13 protein-coding genes are annotated in these 17305 nt (G+C 61.3%); 7 read left to right on the top strand and 6 right to left on the bottom strand.

Translation table 11 applies throughout. The features are described from left to right. Nucleotides 1–138 precede the first annotated feature (138 nt). The 4 genes from SFU85_07555 to SFU85_07540 are packed head-to-tail and all read left to right on the top strand — an operon-like array spanning nucleotide 139 to nucleotide 9184. Entirely contained in the window at nucleotides 139–6129 is a 5991-nt protein-coding gene (locus tag SFU85_07555) for a filamentous hemagglutinin N-terminal domain-containing protein (GenBank protein ID MDX6766629.1), read from the top strand. Continuing rightward, nucleotides 6126–7913 carry a ShlB/FhaC/HecB family hemolysin secretion/activation protein gene (locus SFU85_07550; protein MDX6766628.1) on the top strand — a complete coding sequence of 596 codons (1788 nt, stop codon included), beginning with the start codon at nucleotides 6126–6128 and terminating at the stop codon, nucleotides 7911–7913. The genes SFU85_07555 and SFU85_07550 overlap by 4 nt, the downstream gene beginning before the upstream one ends. Nucleotides 7914–7937: 24 nt before the next feature. Continuing rightward, nucleotides 7938–8546 carry a FecR domain-containing protein gene (locus SFU85_07545; GenBank protein MDX6766627.1) on the top strand — a complete coding sequence of 203 codons (609 nt, stop codon included), beginning with the start codon at nucleotides 7938–7940 and terminating at the stop codon, nucleotides 8544–8546. A gap of 41 nt (nucleotides 8547–8587) precedes the next feature. Then, nucleotides 8588–9184, top strand: coding sequence for a YceI family protein (locus tag SFU85_07540; protein ID MDX6766626.1), 597 nt, complete (start codon nucleotides 8588–8590; stop codon nucleotides 9182–9184). A gap of 15 nt (nucleotides 9185–9199) precedes the next feature. Here SFU85_07540 and SFU85_07535 read toward each other — a convergent pair whose 3' ends face one another. The 5 genes from SFU85_07535 to SFU85_07515 form a co-directional block, all read right to left on the bottom strand. Then, entirely contained in the window at nucleotides 9200–9649 is a 450-nt protein-coding gene (locus tag SFU85_07535) for a DUF5069 domain-containing protein (GenBank protein MDX6766625.1), read from the bottom strand. A 21-nt stretch (nucleotides 9650–9670) separates the two neighbouring features. Further along, a complete protein-coding gene (locus tag SFU85_07530) occupies nucleotides 9671–10639 on the bottom strand; it encodes an NAD(P)H-dependent oxidoreductase (GenBank protein ID MDX6766624.1) in 969 nt (322 codons plus the stop codon). Between the two features lie 119 nt (nucleotides 10640–10758). Further along, nucleotides 10759–11514, bottom strand: coding sequence for an SDR family oxidoreductase (locus SFU85_07525; GenBank protein ID MDX6766623.1), 756 nt, complete (start codon nucleotides 11512–11514; stop codon nucleotides 10759–10761). 28 nt (nucleotides 11515–11542) lie between these two features. Continuing rightward, nucleotides 11543–12661, bottom strand: coding sequence for an alkene reductase (locus tag SFU85_07520; protein ID MDX6766622.1), 1119 nt, complete (start codon nucleotides 12659–12661; stop codon nucleotides 11543–11545). Between the two features lie 44 nt (nucleotides 12662–12705). Further along, nucleotides 12706–13320, bottom strand: a complete 615-nt coding sequence (locus SFU85_07515; GenBank protein ID MDX6766621.1) for a TetR/AcrR family transcriptional regulator — start codon at nucleotides 13318–13320, stop codon at nucleotides 12706–12708. 148 nt (nucleotides 13321–13468) lie between these two features. On the opposite strand from SFU85_07515, the gene SFU85_07510 reads away from it, so the two are divergent. Further along, on the top strand, nucleotides 13469–15160 hold the full coding sequence (locus SFU85_07510) for a transporter substrate-binding domain-containing protein (GenBank protein ID MDX6766620.1): 1692 nt from the start codon (nucleotides 13469–13471) through the stop codon (nucleotides 15158–15160). 18 nt (nucleotides 15161–15178) lie between these two features. On the opposite strand, the gene SFU85_07505 is transcribed toward SFU85_07510, so the two are convergent. Continuing rightward, nucleotides 15179–16753, bottom strand: a complete 1575-nt coding sequence (locus tag SFU85_07505) for an IMP dehydrogenase (protein ID MDX6766619.1) — start codon at nucleotides 16751–16753, stop codon at nucleotides 15179–15181. Between the two features lie 217 nt (nucleotides 16754–16970). Between SFU85_07505 and SFU85_07500 the strand changes: the two genes are divergently transcribed. Together SFU85_07500 and SFU85_07495 are read left to right on the top strand one after the other, a co-directional pair. Further along, nucleotides 16971–17093 carry a hypothetical protein gene (locus SFU85_07500; GenBank protein MDX6766618.1) on the top strand — a complete coding sequence of 41 codons (123 nt, stop codon included), beginning with the start codon at nucleotides 16971–16973 and terminating at the stop codon, nucleotides 17091–17093. 21 nt (nucleotides 17094–17114) lie between these two features. Next, on the top strand, nucleotides 17115–17282 hold the full coding sequence (locus SFU85_07495; protein MDX6766617.1) for a hypothetical protein: 168 nt from the start codon (nucleotides 17115–17117) through the stop codon (nucleotides 17280–17282). Nucleotides 17283–17305 lie beyond the last annotated feature (23 nt).

The following is a 17305-nucleotide window of genomic DNA, read 5'->3' as shown; positions in this document are numbered from 1 at the left end:
AGATTTGAATATAATGAAAATCGGTTTGGATTAGTTGTGTTGACGGCGGGGAATTTCGGACTCTTTGTGGCCGGTGGAATGCTTCTCGACAGCCCCACGGATTTGGGAATATTGAAGGGTGTTCCCTGTCCAGAAAACATGAAATACCGCCGGAAAATTGTCTTCCACGCGCCCCCACGGATTTTGTCCGCGGTGGTCTGGCTGGCTTGTTTTCCTGGTCTATCGGGGGTGCGGGCCAATCCGGTGGGGGAAGTGATCCAATCGGGAACGGCAACCTTTGAGCGGACCCCGGACCGCCTGACGGTCACCACCGGCGACCGTGTGGTTATTGGCTGGCAGGATTTCTCGATTGGCCGGGGCGAGTTGACGCAGTTCGTGCAGCCCTCATCCTCCTCGCTCGCGGTCAACCGGGTCATGTCCGGCAATCCCTCGCAGTTGTTCGGTACGCTGCAGGCCAATGGGCATGTGGTTTTGATCAACCCGAATGGGATTCTGGTCGGCGGTGGGGCGGTGGTGGACACTGGATCGTTTCTGGCCACCACACTTGATGCCGATCCAGAACGGTTGGTGACCGGCCAAGATTGGCGGTTCAAGGGGACTTCGGCGGCGGCGATCGAAAATCAGGGCACGATCCTGGCCCGCTCGGGGGACCTCATCCTCATTTCGCGCGAAGTCCGTAACACCGGAACCCTTTCGGCACCCTCCGGCGTGGCCGCCCTGGCCGGTGGCCGGGAAGTGCTGGTTTCTTGGGCACCGGACGCCAGCCGGAGGATTTTCGTCCGGCCCGAGGGACTGGATGGCCGGGTGCACAATGCCGGGGCCATCGCCGCTGCCCAAGCCGAGTTGGTGGCTTCCGGCGGCAATCCCTACGCCCTGGCCATCAACAACGAGGGCATCATCCGCGCCACAGGAAGCCTCAAACAGGAAGGCCGGGTCTATCTGGTGGCCCGCGACGGAACGCTGGGTCACAGTGGCAGCATTTATGCACGCAACGCCGACGGCTCGGGCGGTTCGATCCGCATCGAAGGGTCCGGGGTTGGGGTCTCCGGCCGGTTGGATACCTCTTCCGATCTTTCCAAGGGCGGTTCCATCCGCATCGAGGGTGACCATATCCTGCTGTCCCATGGTGCGGGCTTGACTGTTTCCGGCCGGACGGGTGGCGGGAGTGTCGAAATGGGGGGCGGACTCCACGGTGATGATCCGGACATCCGCGAAGCACAGAACGTGACCGTGGAGAACGGAGTACGCATCGAGGCGGATGCGCGCCAGTCCGGTGATGGGGGTCTGGTGGTGGTTTGGTCCAACGGGGCCACTTCTTTCCAGGGGACTATTTCCGCGCGTGGGGGTGTTCAGGGTGGCAATGGCGGTTTTGTGGAAGTCTCGGGTTTGGAATCGTGGTTTTTCCCCAACTGGCTGACGGGCGTGGATGTCTCCGCCCCGGCAGGAAAAGCCGGGACCTTCCTCATCGACCCGACGGAAATCACCATCACCGGCAATGGGACTTCCGTTCCGATTGGCAACGGAACCGTGAGCACGGCCACGCTGCTGGACCAGGACGTTGCCGATTATCTGCAAAACGTGGGCAACCTGGTCATCCAGACCACCGGGGCCAACGGCGATATTTTGATACTCAATGGGGTAAGCATCAGCTGGACCTCAGCCAACGACCTCACCCTCTCTGCCGACAGAAACCTTACATTCCAAAGTGGTGCCGTCATCAGCAGTGCCACCGGGGATTTGAACCTTAACTTCGCCCAGAGCTCAGATGGAACCCTCACTTTTGCTGATGCGCTTCCCGATGTGCTTGCTTTGAACATCTCGGGGGGATCGGGCGGCGGGATTACCACCATACTGCGCGGACCCGACAACGGAGCCATTTTCACAATTTCCGCCAGCACGGTTAACGACGGCACCCAAAGCGCCACCTATTCCAACATTGACCAACTGGTCGGCGGCAGCGGGGATGATTCCTTTGTTTTCTCCGGCGCGACCACATTTTCTGGGGATATCGACGGAGGGGGGGCGACCACGGGGGACACGATCGATTTCTCCGCAGCGACCGGATTTGCGACGACCGTCGACACCGGTGATTTGGATCCTTCCAACCGCGCGGGTACAGTCATCGGGGTGGAGGTTTTTGTCGCTCCTTCGGGGAGTCAGACCCTTCGTGGTTCCAGCAATGCGAGCCGGTCTTGGAATGTGGGGACCAACGGGGTGACCACAAGCGGTATCCTGTACAAAGGGTTCGAAAATCTCCTGGGCCGCAACGGCGTGGATACCTTCACCTTTGCCAATGGCGCTACTTTTAGTGGAGGGATCGATGGAGGATCGGGTTCGGATGTGATCGTTTTGACCGGTTCAGGCCAATCTATTTCTTTGACGGCCACGGGTGCCGGTTCGGTCAATGGCTCGGGAACATTTACAGATATTCAGGTACTTGACGGTGGTGGTCAGGGGACGCTGACCGGGCCGAATGCGGCCACGATCTGGAGCATCACCGGGTCCAACAGCGGCACGGTGCTCTCAACGGGCTTCAGTAACTTTGGGTCTTTGGTCGGCGGGAACAACGTGGCCGACAGCTTTGTTTTCGACGACGCGGTGGTGTGGGCTGGCAGCCTCAACGGGGGCAGCGGAGGGGCGAACACCCTGAGCTTTGCCAACTTCAGCACAGCGGTGACGGCGAACCTGGCGGCAGGGACGTCCAACAAAGTCACCGGAGGCCTGAGCAACATCCAGACCGTGATCGGCGGCAGTGGGAATGATGATCTGACCGGCAGTTCGAGCTTCAGTTCGACCCTGCAAGGTGGTGGAGGGGATGACACCTACCGGGTGACCTTTGGGGGAGCGGCAATCACGACGACGATCACCGAAGTGGCCCTGGGCGGGACGGACACGGTGGAAGTGACGGGCACGAGCGGAGCGGACACCTTCACCATGACGGCCGCGACGACCCTGAGCGATGGGCAGCACGCGGTGGTCTTCGGAGGGCAGGTGGAAGACGTGAACCTGGATGGGCTGGGCGCGGTAGACACCCTGGTGGGATTCAACCAGGCCAACACCTTCAATGTCACCGGAGCGGATGCGGGAGACCTGGGCGTGATCGACTTTACCAGCATCGAAAGCCTCACGGGTGGAAATGTCAGTGATGCTTTTGTCTTCACGGCTTTGGGTTCTTTGGGGGGGGATCTTCAAGGGGGTAGTGGTGTCGATACCTATGATTTTGGTGGAGGCGGGCAAGTGACGGGAAATATCAATGACACCGCCGGTTTGAGTGAATTGTATGGCACGCTCGCAGCGGGAAGCATCACCTTTGGTGCGGTCAATCTGAATAGCAACACGGTTCTGGACACCAGTAGCGCCGGTGGATCTATCGGGCTTGGAGCACTAACTGGTAGTGGTTATTCACTTCGAATTTCCTCCGGCTCTGGACTGAAAAACCTCCTGGGCTCGGTTTCCGGCCTTTCCTCCTCCACCGGAGCGGCACTGGTGCTGGAAGGTTCTGGAGCGACGGACTTCGCTTCGACGGTGGCCACAAATTCCGGGGGTATTGATGCCAGCGGCTCGGGTGGGGTGACTTTCCACAACGGAGTGACTCTGGGCGACGGCTCGGTCGGTACTTCTTTTGCCGGTCTTGTTCGTTTCGCCCTTTCCGCCGCGACCACGTTCCTTGGCCGCGATGGCTTGGCCTTTTCCGGGGGCGTTGAGGTGACCGGCGCGGATCTGACGATCAACAGCCAGGGCAGCAATGTGGATCTTTATGGATTGGATGCCGGGGGCCGCTCGGTCACCATCCAGGCTGGTGCGGGCACGCTGGACTTCCTTGGCCAGGACGCGATCCAACTCCAGGCATTTACGGTTTCGGCCGCCCTCACCAAGCTGAATTCGGTCACGACAACCGGCACGCAGTCCTACACGGGCCCGGTCCGTGTGTCCGGCACCCTCGACGCCAACCGCTTGGAATTTTACGGAAGTGGTGCCGTGACGGCGGCCAACGGCACATCCGCCGCCACCACCTCTGCCGGCCAGATCCACTTGGACAAATCCGGTGGGGGTCCGGTTGTTTTGGCCAACGATGGCGCCACCACCCTTACCACGGGGTCGACGACCTCCTCGCTCACCCTGACCGTGGACAATGGCGACCTCACCTTGGGCAGCGGAGTGCAGGCTAGCACCTTGATTGATTTGACCGTGACCGCCGGCGGCCTGTTCCAAACTTCAGGCGTCCTCAAGGCCCCCACGGTGTCTCTCACCGTTTCCGGCGCAACCGGGACCGCGCTCGCGCCGATTGATACGGACACCGCCACCCAGCTGGATCTCGATCTCGGTGGCAACGCTTTCCTTGTTGAGCAAACCCTCCTCGACCTGGGGACGGCGATCACCTATTCCGGCGGGGTGGCTGTCCAGACCATCGACCTCACACTTTCCGGGGGCACGGCCAGACTGGCGGGGAATTTTGGCAGTGTCGGCGACCACTTCACTCTCCGGGTGCCGACGGGTTCGTTGCAGCAGGTTTCCGGGACTTTCTCCGCCGACCGGTTGACCGTCATCGCCTCCGGAGGCATCGGTTCCACGCTTTCATCCCTGCAAACCCAGGCAGGAAGCCTTGATTTCACCTCCGGTGGTTCCGCCGGGATCTATGTCAGCGAGTCCAACGCCGTCAGCTTCCGCGCAGACGCCGGATCGGGTGAGGTGAAGGTTGTCACCGGTGGCACGCTCACCATTGATGGTGACATCACCACCACGGGCGACGTGGTTTTGCGGGCCAACAGCGGCAACATCCAGGGCTCGGGGGTGGGCAGCCAGACTCTTTCCGCCGACGACCTCCAGCTTCTGGCGCCTTCCGGCAGCATCCTCTTCAACAACCTCAACCTGGACATCAACTCCGGTGGCACCAGTTCCGGGGGCGGCATCGATCTCGGTGACATCGTCGTGACGGGGGATTTCACCACCACGGCCAGCGGTTCGGTGACCCAGAATGGCGCCCTGGAAGTCGGAGGTGTCTTCACACTCAATGCCGCCAACCAAAGCGTGGTGTTGAACAACGCCGGCAACCGCTTCGGGTCGGTGGCGGTGCGGTCGGATTCATTGGTGCTGCGTGAAGCGGATGGCATGCAGTTGAACCAGTTGGAGGTCAATGGATCAAGCAGCCTCATCTCCGGAGGGAGCATCACCCAGACCGGAGCCCTCCGAACGGCTTCGCTCAGTCTCTCCGCATCCCAGGGCATCGTGCTGGAAAATCTGCTCAATCGCATCAACGTCCTGGGCAATGTCATCCGCGGGGCGGCCTTCCGGCTTTACAACACTGTCGACCTTGAGATCAACGGTGAGATGTCCGGTGGAATTGCCGCCAGTGGGGTGCAAATCGTTTCCGAAGGGGACATCACCCTGCTCTCCGGAACCCATATTCTGGCCAGCGGCCTTGGAAATGACATCGTATTGGCGTCCAAATCCGGCAATGTCGCGGATTTGAGCGGGGCCAGTGACTCGCTTGAAACCCTCTCGGGCAGCCGTTTTGTCATCTACAGTGGCACCCAGGTCCAGACCAAGACCGGACTGCTGACGGTCAATTTCATCCAGCTTTCCTCTCCGTATCCCTCGTCCCCCTCGGGGGCCGGCAATGCGGTTCTGGTGCGTGAAGGGCTGCCCGGTGACACCACCATTGTGGTGGTGGTGCCTTACACCCCGCCCGTTTCCCCGGGGGCCATCAACGTGGGGGACTTCGGTCTGCGCAGCATCGATATCGGCAACGGCGGCTTGGGCATTGGTTTCCGAACCGGCGCGGGCGGCTCCGGCGGTTTCGGGCTCTTTGCCGTCAACGACAAGGGCGAAGCCCAGGAAATCGGCGAAGATGCCGCTGAAGCACTGCGTGAGTTGCGACGCACCCTGCAGGAGGACATGTCCGCCTCGGCCAAGGATGACATCCTCCAGGCCCTGGCCGACATCCTCTCCGGCAGGTTGGATCCCCGCGAAGTCCGCCTGCCCCCCGGTCTTCTTTACCAGGAGGACGCCAACGGAAATTCGGTCATCATCAAACCCGAACTGGCCAACCAATTCCTGCTCTCGATACTCGACCCGAAAAGTTACCAGCAACTGGCGCAGGCCCTGGCCGCCCTTTCCAAGCAGCCATGAAGTCTGATCCATGCCTTGCTGCCTCGGCCGCGTTCTTTTTGTTTTCCTTGCTGCTTACCCATCCGGCAAGCGCCCAAGTCAACAACCCCGCGGTCTCCGACACCATCCCGCGCTTTGAAAGCATCGCCCCGCAGCCGCTTCCCGAGGACACGGGTGAAGTGGACCGGGTCAAGCCGCCGCCATCCTCGGAGGTCACCGATGACACCGAATTGATCAAGGAACTCAAAGGGCTTTGGTTCACCAGCCGCAAAGAAGAGATCCTGGCCGCCGGGCGCAAACAACCCCTCGGCGTCACGGTATCCGCGCTTCCACTTCTGGATGTGCCCGAAGTCCGGCAGAAACTGGGCAGCCGCATCGGCGGCCCGGTGAGCCTCAAGCGCCTCAACGAGCTGGTGAAAGAAATCGTCGCCATCTACCGGGACCACGACCTGCCGGTCGTCGATGTGCTCATTCCCGAGCAGGACATCACGACGGGGTTGGTGCAGATCCTGGTCCTGGAAGGACGGGTCGAGGATGTCCGGTCCGAGGGGAACCGCTGGTTTTCCGACCGCCGCATCACCGGCCCGGTGCGGTTGACGCGCGGCGGGCGAATCCTTTCTCGCCCTTTGGTGGAAGATATCCAGTTACTCAACCGCAACCCGTTCCGGGAAGTGGAAGTGCTCTTCACCCCCGGGGAGGGGCCCGGGATGACCGATGTGGTGCTCAAGACCCAGGACCGCTTCCCAGTCCGCTTTTACACCGGTTACGAAGACACCGGCAATGACATCACCGCTGAAGAACGCCTGATCTTCGGATTCAACTGGGGCAACGCTTTCGGCCTCGACCACACCTTTAACTACCAGTATTCCATCAGCCCGGATTTGTTGGCTTCGCGCTCGCATGCCCTTTCCTACGAAATCCCCGTCTTCCGAGACCACCGACTCACCGGCTACATGAGTTATTCCCAGGCCAGTGCTGATGTCACCGGGGCCGGGGTGCCGGGCCTGGAGACGGACGGCACCAGTTTCCAAAGCGGATTCCGCTACCGGCACCAACTCCCGGGTTCGCAGGGAAACTTCCGCCATGCCCTCACCACCGGCTTGGACCAACGCCGCGTCGACAACGATCTCTTCAGCGGTTCCCTCACCCTTAATGCGGAACAGACGGAAATCTTCCAGGCGGTTGCCGGATACGGAATGGATTGGACCGACCCCACGGGTGGTTTCCTGCGTTTCGAAATGACCGGATTTTTCAGCCCGGGCGGGGTGGGCAACTTCAACTCCCCGCAGGCTTTTGAGAAAAGCCGGGCCTTCTCCGATCCTTCCTACACGTATGTTCGCTTCCAGGCCGAAAGGCGACAGCCACTCTTCTGGGGTTTCGAGGCCCAGGCCCGCATCAACAGCCAACTGGCGGACACCAACCTCCTCAGCACGGAACAATTGGGCATCGGGGGCTACAGTTCGGTGCGCGGCTATGCCGAGTCCGAAATCCGCGGCGATGAAGGTTGGTACATCAACCTCGAATTGTACACGCCGCCGGTGAAGTTCGACCGGATCTTCGATTGGACCGGCCATGCGGCCGAGTTGCGGTTCCTGGGTTTTTGGGACTACGGCCAGGTCGGCAACGTCAAGTTGCTGGAAGATGAGAATCCCGACGGGGAGTTGTCCTCGGCCGGGGGGGGGCTGCGACTTTTCATCGACCGTTATTTCAGTGCGCGGATGGATTACGGTTTCCAGTTGCTCGACAGTGGATTCAACAAACGCTTCGACTCCCGCATCCACCTTGGATTGATCTTTTCCTATTGATCCCCGATCCGCCCCATACCCTCCATGAAAACATCCGACCAACTGCTGCCTTGTCTGTTCCTTGGATTGCTACTGGTCGCCGTCGTTCCCGGCCGCGCGCAAATGACGGTGCCCCTGACCATTGCCTCCGCCTCCGGGCAGTCGCAGGTCTTTACTCCGGGCAAGAACGAACCGGTCCTGGCCGCCGCCGGGATGGAAGTTCCCCTGGGCGCGGAGCTGCGCACAGGCGACAACGGGGAAATCACCCTGATTGTTTTTCCCCGGCTGGCCATCACCCTCAAGGGGGGCACCCGTTTGCGCGTCGAAGAGCGCCATTCCCCCACAGCGCAGGAGACTGCCACCGCCACGGTGGACCTGCCCGAGGGCCGCATCGTGGTTCTGGTTTCCGATCCACCCGCCGGGCAACAAGCAGGCGAGGTCGATCTCCAGATCCGCACCCCGCAGGGGGTGGCCCGTCCGCGCGGCACGTTTTACGCCGTCCTGGTCAAGGATGGCAAATCCTACCTTGCGGTCCGCGAAGGCATGGTCGGCTTGGAGCAATTCCAGCCCCTCCAGACAGAGGCCGCTGCGACGGATGAAAAATTGCCGGTGCGCAATTACGGTGCTGCCACCACCACCTCACCCCGCGGTTGATGGGGTTGCCGCCCGTTCAGCCTGTGCTAGCTTTCCGCTTTATGAAAAAGATCACCCGTTTTTCCGCACTGATTCTCCTCCCCCTGCTGCTCGTCTCCCCGGCCGTAGCCGCCCCCCAAGTCTTCAAGATCGACCCGGTCCATTCCTCGGTCGGTTTCAAGATCCGCCACCTGGGCATCAGCTGGGTCACCGGGTCCTTCAAGGAATTTGAAGGACAGGTTTCCTTCGACCCGGAGAAACCCGAAGCCAGTTCCGTGGTGGTCACCGTCCAAGCGGCCAGCGTTGACACCGGGAGTGCCAAGCGCGATGCCCACCTGAAAAAACCCGAGTTGTTCAATGTGGAAAAATTTCCCACCCTCTCTTTCAAAAGCACCAAAGTCGAAAAAACCGGGGACAATACCTATAAAGTCACCGGCGACTTCACGCTTCTCGGCACGACCAAGCCCCTGACGGTGGAGTTCACCGGCACGGACGAAGTCAAGGGCATGCAGGGAGAAACCCGCCGCGGTGGCGAAACCACTTTTGTCATCAAACGCAGCGACTTTGGAATGAACTATTCCATCGGTCCGATCGGCGATGATGTGCAGGTGTCCCTGGCCTTTTCCGGCATCAAAGCCGACGCCGGAACCACCCCCTGATCCGGCGCTCCCGGCTCAGAGCCGCTGTTCTTCGATGTCGTAGATATCGAAGAAGTGATAGACCGGGCGGTTGCGACGGATGAATTTTGGGATGTAGTCCTCCATGTATTCCTGAAGGGCATCCGGAAGTTGGCTCAGGGTTTTGTCGCGCCACTCATTATTCCATTTGATGACTTCGATGCGTGGGCGTTTGACCGCCCTGTTTTCGATCCAAGCCGCCACTTCGGAATCCGTCGCACCGGTTGCGACCTGGGCCTTGAAGTCATCATAGGGAATGCCGACGAATTCGAGGAAGAAAAGGTCGAGGGGACAACCGGAGTGGTATTCGCCGGCCGTGCGGGCAAGGACCGAGCGGCATTTGTCGAGACAACGGGCGGCGATGACGTAACCCGCCAGCAGTTCACGCGGGCTGCGGGGGAATTCCTTGGTCAGGTCTTTGGCGAGGAGTTTTAATTGGGGATTCATATGGTTTGTTGTTATGGATGGTTATGGGTTATCGGAAAGCTCGTGGATTTGGAATTCCAGCCAGGGGGCCAGCGGAAGTTCCTGGAGCCAGGAGTTCACCTCTGCCTTGCCTTCGGCCCGGAACGTGAGGAACGCCCTCCAGTCGGCGGCATCGACCGGAGTCATGGTGAAGGATAGCAGACGTCCGTCCTTTATCCAGGCCGCCACGGTGGCCTGCTCCGCCGGGATGCGCGCGCGGTAGCCGTCGTCCACCGGCTGGGTGCGCGTGACGATGACCTGGAGGCGCTTCTTGCGGTCCGCGCCATATTCGGGGAAATCGGCCAGTGGAGGCAGCTTCCGCGGTTCCTCGGTGAAGAAGGTGGCAAGGCGGCGGTCGAGTTGGGCCAGGATTTCCTTGCGTTGCGCATCTTCGAGCCGGACAGGGGACCAGGCGATGAAAGGATCCAGGGGCAGGAATCCATTGAACCAAAAGATCCCGTGGTGGATGGGCGTGAGCACAGTTTCCATGGAAGGATTGAACCCGTGGCCGCTGTAGGCGACCGGGCCCCCACCGGTGGTCATCAGGACCATGGCCCGCTTGCGGCTCTGACCGGTCCCGTTCTCGTAAAGCTTCGGGCCGCCGTAGATCCGGCCCATGGCGTAGACGCGGTCGACCCAGCCCTTGAGGATGGCCGGCATGCCGAACCACCAGAGCGGGAATGAGAAGATGAGGGCGTCGCAGGCTTCCAGTTTGCGGATCTCCGCCTCGAGTTCCGGGGCGAATCCGTTGTTTTCCGTGGCGTGCATTTCCTCAACCTGCTGCTTGAGGTAATCGGGATTTTTCACCGTGGTGAAATTGTTCCTGCCGGAAAAGGGATTGAATCCCATGGCCGGGAGGTCGGACCAAGTGACGGTGTGACCGGCTGCTTCCAGGGTGGCCGCCGCTTGGCGGGCCAAGGCGCTGGAAAAGCTCTGCGGTTCGTGGTGGGCGTGGACGAGGAGGATGTTCATGGGGGTGATTGAACAGGAGAGAATAAAGTCAACGGAGCAATACAGATCTCATGGTTGGGATTCCCACCCTGTACCTTGCTTCGTTTCCTTCGTTAACTTTTGTTGGTTGGTTTGTTGGATTATTGGGCCGTCCAGCCGCCGTCGACGAGCAGGCTGTGTCCGGTGATGAAGGAGGACTGGTCGGATGCGAGGAAGGTCACCGCATCCGCGATCTCCCCGGGCAGACCCATGCGTCCGACCGGATGCAGGCCGGCGAGATACTGGCGCATCTCGCCTTCCTTGCCGGCGAAGCGGTCGACCATTTCGGTCTCAATGGCGGCGGGGGCCACGGCATTGACGCGGATGTTTTGCTTGGCGAATTCCAGGGCGACCGATTTGGTCAGACCTTCCACGGCATGCTTCGCGGCCACGTAAATGCTGACCTGGGCCATGCCATTGTGACCGGCCACGCTGGAGGTGTTGATGATCGATCCGCCGCCGCTTTGGAGCATGGCGGGGATTTCATGTTTCATCGAGGAGAGCACGCCCCAGACATTGATCTCGAAGATCCGTCGGTAGGAGGCCTCATCGGCCTGGTCCAGCGGTCCCATCCACTCCACACCCGCGTTGTTGAAGGCGATATCGAGACGGCCGTAATGATTCAGGGTGGTTTCGACGAGGTTCTTCACATCGGCTTCGATGGAAACATCGGCACGGACGAAGATGGCGTCACCGCCCGCTTGTTTGATTTCGGCGACGACGGCCTGGCCCTCGGATTCGCGGCGGCCGGAAACGACGACATGGGCGCCTTCACGGGCGAAGCGGAGGGCGGTGGAACGTCCGATACCGGAGGTGCCTCCGGTGATGAGGGCGGTTTTGTTTTCGAGGAGATTCATGGGGTTGGTTCTTTCTGGGTTTGTTGGGTCAAGCGAGAGTGGGATAGTCCGTGTAGCCCTTCGGCCCGGGCGAGTAGAAGGTGGACTCGTCGGGCTCGTTCAACGGGGCGTTGCGGCGGAAGCGCTCGGGGAGGTCGGGGTTGGCGATGAACGGAACACCGAAAGCCACAGCTTCAGCGATGCCTTCGGAGAGGTATTCCGAAGCCTTGGCGGCGGTGAAGCCGCCGGCGGTGACGAGGTTGGTTTTGACGAATGGCCGGAGTTCGCGCGGACCGACGCCTTCTTTGGCCCCATGGGCGATGTCCTGGGCCGTTACCTCGGTGATGTGGAGGTAGGCCAGGCCGTAGGGCTGCAGTTCCCGGATCACATGGCCGAAGGTGGCATAGGGATCGGAGTCGTGCATGTCGTTGAAGACACCCGATGGGGAAAAACGGATACCGACGCGTCCCGCACCCCAGACCGAAACCACGGCTTCGGTGACTTCCAAGGTCAGTCGGGCTCGGTTTTGCACGCTGCCGCCGTAGGCATCGGTGCGGTGGTTGGTGCCGTCCCGGAGGAACTGGTCGAGCAGATAGCCGTTGGCGTTGTGGATTTCCACGCCGTCGAATCCCGCGGCCTTGGCGCGCAGGGCGCCGCGGCGGTAGTCCTCGATGAGTCCGGGTATTTCCGAAAGCTCCAGGGCGCGTGGAGTTTCGTGGGGTTGGTAGCCGCTGGAGGTGGCGGCCTGGCCGCGGGTGATTTTCACGGCAGAGGGGGCCACGGCGGGTTGGCCATCGCTGTAGTGCGAGGAGTGGCCGACGCGGCCACAGTGCCAGAGTTGGAGGAAGATCCGGCCACCGGCCGAGTGGACGGCGGTGGTCACTTTCTTCCAGCCTTCGAGTTGGGCATCGGTGTGGATGCCTGGAGTGTTAGGATAACCGTTGCCGCGCTCGGAGATGACGGTGGCCTCGCTGATGATGAGACCGGCCGATGAGCGCTGGCGGTAGTATTCGGCATTGAGGTCGGTCGGGACCCGGCCTTCCCCGGCCCGCATGCGGGTCAGGGGGGCCATGAAGACACGGTTGGGGACCGTGAGTTCGCCCAGTTGCAGAGGTTGGAAGAGGGCCGGATAGGCCGTGGGTTCGGAGGCGGTGAGTGGGGTGTTCATGGCATTTAGTTGACTGGTTGGTTTAACTTGTGTGACAAAAAGTTTCAGGCGGCTTGGGCGAAAGGAAGGCGAACTCCCAGAAGGGAGTGGAGGCCCGGCTCGATCAACTCCAAGGGGCTGGTTTCGTTGAGGACTTTGGCCTGTAAAAGCAGACCCATGACGTAGGCATAGGCCTGGCGTGCCTTGGTCACGGGGTCTCCCGGAGCCATCTCGCCCAGGGCGATGCCCTCCCGGATGGCGGATTCGTAATAGCGCAGGTAGCGCTGGTTCATGCGTTCGGTTTGCAGACGGAGCTTTTCTTCCTGGGTGCTCATTTCCACCCCGATGGTGAAAAAGGGGCAGCCGAGCACCTTGCCGCAGGTGCGCTGCTTCTCGCGTTGGGTTTCCAGTAGGCCCTTGGCCAGACGGGAAAGCCGCTCCCAAGGGGAGACCTGGGAGGAAAAGATCTGATCCATTTCGGGCTCCCGTTCCTGCCAGTGGTGCTCCATGGCGGCAGCCGCCAAATCCGCTTTGGAGGGGTAAAAATGATAGAAGCTGCCTTTCTTCACTCCAGCGTGGTTGCAGATATCATCGACGCTGGCCGAGCCGTAACTGCTCTCCCAGATCAGTTCGATCATGGTTCGCAGCAGCTTTTCTTTGGAATCCGATCCACAGCGCATGGGTGAAACATAGTTGACCGTTCGGTTTAGACAAGAAAAATGATGACCCTGGCCGGGCGAGGGCGGGGAAGCGATGGGATGAGTGCGATCCCCTGGAAGGTGCGGAAGCTGGGCTTGGCTTTGCTTCTCCTTCTGGCAACCTCGCGCGGTGAAGGCTCTGCTCCCGTGGCGGCATGCTCGAGCGCTGCGTTATGGCGCGGCCGGGCTTTTTTTGGCCAGCTCGGGATTCCTTCTCCTTCTGACGGCAGGACCGGCAAAGGCGCATCCCCTTGAAAACACTGAAGCGGCACCCAACGGGGTGGTGGACCCGGCCTCCCGCGTGATCCGTGCCTCCGCCGATCCGGCGTGGCCGCCTTTTTCATTCCGGAACGGCGATGGAAGACTGGCCGGTCTGGACATTGATCTCTTCGAAGAAGTTGCCCGTTCTGCCGGCTTGGAAGTGGAATGGGTGCCCGCCGAGGATTGGAGCACTTGTCTCCGAATGATGGCTGAGGGGCGGGTGGATGTCCTCACCGGCACCGCGCGTTCGGAAGAGCGGGAAAAAAGCCTCGCTTTCACCCGGACCTACTTGGCGGTCCCGGTGGCCATCGTCGTCCGCAACAACGCCCCCTTCCTCACGGCGCTGGCGCAGTTGAAGGACGAACGCGGGGCGATGCCGCGCGATTACATCACCACGAACTATCTCGAAAAACGGGGAGGTTCAAGGCAACTGGTCTACACTTCGACCATCGAAGAGGCCTTGATGAAAGTGGCGCGGGGCGATGCCGACTTCACGATGGAAAACCTGGTCACGGCCAACCACATCATCCGCAGCCGGGGTCTGACCAATCTCAAGATCGGCGGCATCGATGAATTCACCTTCGATCTCCGGCTGGCCACCCGTCGTGACAACCCCGCACTGTCGGCCCATTTGGACGGGGCCTTGGAAAAATTTCCCGCCATCCGCAAACAAGAAATCCTGGCCAAGTGGATCACGGTCGAGGGGCGCAACCTGATCGATTGGGAGCGTTACCGTTGGTGGGCCATGGGACTGGTTCTGGCCGCCGTGACGGTGGCCCTGGTCTTTGTGCTCCGCAACCGGTTCCTGGCGGAAGAACTGGCCGAGCGGAGGAGGATCGAGGCCGAATTGCAGCGCGCACACGATGAACTGGCCGCGGCCAATGACCAAAAAAACAAACTCATGGCCATGGCCGCCCATGACCTGAAAAACCCGCTGACCTCCCTGATGTTGACCCTGGAAAACCTGCGAGGCCTTCCGCCCACGGAGCAGGACGAGGAAATCCGCAACGCCCACCAGATCCTCAACTACATGACTTCCCTGGTTCGCAACCTCCTCGACATCGAGGCCATCGACCATGGTGGCCTGAAATACAACCCGGGAAAGGTCTCCCTCGAGGGGCTTTTTCAAGAAACCGCCGCCCGTCTTCAACCCGTGGCCCAAGCCAAGAACATCCGGTTGGAATGCCCTCCCAGCGCGGTGGAAAATGCCACCGTCGTGGGCGACCGCGATGGGTTGCGCCAGATCCTCGACAACCTGGTCTCCAACGCCATCAAGTTTTCACCCCCGGGCAGCCGGGTGGCGGTGGGATGCCGCGCGGAGGACGCGAAGCGCCTCCGCATCGAGGTCGCCGACGAGGGACCGGGACTGACCAAGGAGGACCAGACCCGTCTGTTCCAGCGCTTCACCCGGCTGAGTGCGCGGCCCACCGGTGGGGAGAGTTCCTACGGGCTGGGATTGTCCATCGTCAAACGGGTGGCCGAGGCCATGGGGGGGCGGGCCGGTTGCGACAGCCAGCCCGGCAAAGGGGCCGTCTTCTACGTCAGCCTGCCCGCCGCCTGAGGTCGCGGGCACCGGGCTTCAATCCTTGGTGGTCTTGATCTCGATGATGTCGTGCGGTGCGGCCTCGCGCTGGCCGGCCGAGGTGACACGCACGTAGCGGGCCTTGCTTTTGAGTTGCGCCAAATCGGCCGCCCCCAGATAGCCCATGCCGCTCTGCACGCCCCCGGCCAGCTGGGCCAGGGTATCATCCAGTGATCCGGAGATTTCCTTCAGGGCTTCCACACCCTCGGCCGCGGCCTTGCGGTTGAGGTCTTTCTTCTCATGGCCGTAACGTGCCGCCGACCCGGCCTTCATCGCCTCGTGGCTGCCCATCCCGCGGTATTGCTTGTACAACTTGCCGTTGATTTCAATGATCTTGCCCGGTGCCTCGCGGCAGCCGGCCAGCATGCCGCCACAAATGACCGCGTCGGCCAGGGTCAAGGCCTTGACGATGTCGCCCGATTTGTTGATTCCGCCGTCGGCGATGATGCGGACGGGCTTCTTCGTTTTTGCCTGGGAGGCCACATGGAGTGCGGTCAACTGCGGGATGCCGACCCCGGCGACAATCCGGGTGGTGCAGATCGAACCCGGTCCTTGTCCGACCTTGACCGCGTCCGCCCCGCAATCGGCCAGGAATTCCACACCCTCCGCACTGGTGACGTTGCCGGCAATGACGGTCAAATCGGGGAAGGCATCGCGGATCATCCGCACGGAGTCGCCCACGCCGCGGGTGTGGCCGTGTGCGGTCGAAACCGCCACCGCATCCAGGCCCTCATCGACCAGATGGCCGACATGGTCGAGGATGCGCGCCTTGTCCAGTTCGCCCGTGGCCGTGCGTGCGGCCGCGATGGCCGCCCCGCAAACCAAACGGAATTGGCTGTCGCGGGCGGCGCGGGTGCGCGAGGTGTTCTCTTCCGTGATGCGCTCGATGTCGGACAGGGTGAAAAGGCCGCGGAGTTTGTCGTCTTTATCAACCACCAGCAGCTTGTGGATGCCGAGGTGCTCGCTGAAGAAAAAATCGGCCGCGGCCACGGGGTTGTTGCCGAGTTGGTCCTCGCGGATCGTCAGGATGCTCCGGCGGGGCATCATGGCCTCGCGGATGCTTTTGGCCGCGTAGCGCGGGCGCACCACCGTGCTGGGGAGCAGGCCGACCAGGATGCCTTTTTCATCCACGATGGGGAACGTGCGGAATTTGAAATTGCGTTCGTCGACCAATTCCATGACATCGCCGATCAACTGGTCGGGCCCGAAAGTGATGGGTTCCTGGATCAGTCCGTTGATGTGGTTCTTGACCCGGATGACTTCCTTGACCTGTTGTTTTTCGCTCAGGTTGTAATGGATCAGGCCCAGCCCGCCGTTGAGGGCCATGCCGATGGCCATTTCCGACTCGGTGACCGTATCCATATCAGCCGAGATGATCGGCAGTTGGAGTTCCAGTCCCTGGGAGAGCCGGGTGACGAGCCGGGCATCGCGGGGCAGGATCTCGGAGTAATTGGTGGCCAGGGAAACGTCGTCGTAGGTCAGCGCCTCGGCGGAGTGCCGCGCGAAGAAGGCTTCGGCCGCGAGATAGGAACTTTTGCTTTCCTGGCCGGGGGAGGTCGGGGGGTGGGCCATAGACAACTCAACAGCCACCCCCGTTTTCTGGCAAGCGATTTTGACGGATGGCGGTCTGGAAAAGCAGGGTTTGACCCCATGGGAAGCCCGGCAAGTCATTCCATCATGGAATCCAGCCGGAGCCGGGGACTGATCTCCCGGCCTCTGTGGCTGGACACCATCACCACCCCACGCACCAACCCGGCCGGTTGGTTGCATATTGAAGAAACGCCCGGAAATGAAACAACCCCCCCATGCCCTCCTCGCCATCCCTGCCCTGATTGTTCTGACCCTGGCCGCCTGCAATCAAGAAAAAGCGGCCATCAACGAACACCGGGATGCCACCCTCGAATCCATCTAAAACCGCAAGCTGGCCGTCGATGTGCAGGCCAAGGATGCGACGATCCAAACCGACATCAATGCCACCGTCGACAAGGCCAACATCGAAGCCAGCCGGATCACCGAGCAGGCCCGGCTGGATGCCGACCGGAAAAAAGCGGAAGCGGATGCGGTGGCGGATAAAGCCCGCGTCGATGCCGAAAGCAAATAGCCCGATGCCCGGCCGGCGGCGCT

It is taken from the genome of Candidatus Methylacidiphilales bacterium (assembly GCA_033875315.1).
In the GTDB taxonomy this organism is placed as follows: Bacteria; Verrucomicrobiota; Verrucomicrobiia; order Methylacidiphilales; family CAZTYG01; genus JANRJG01.
This window is presented reverse-complemented; position numbering and strand designations above follow the sequence as displayed.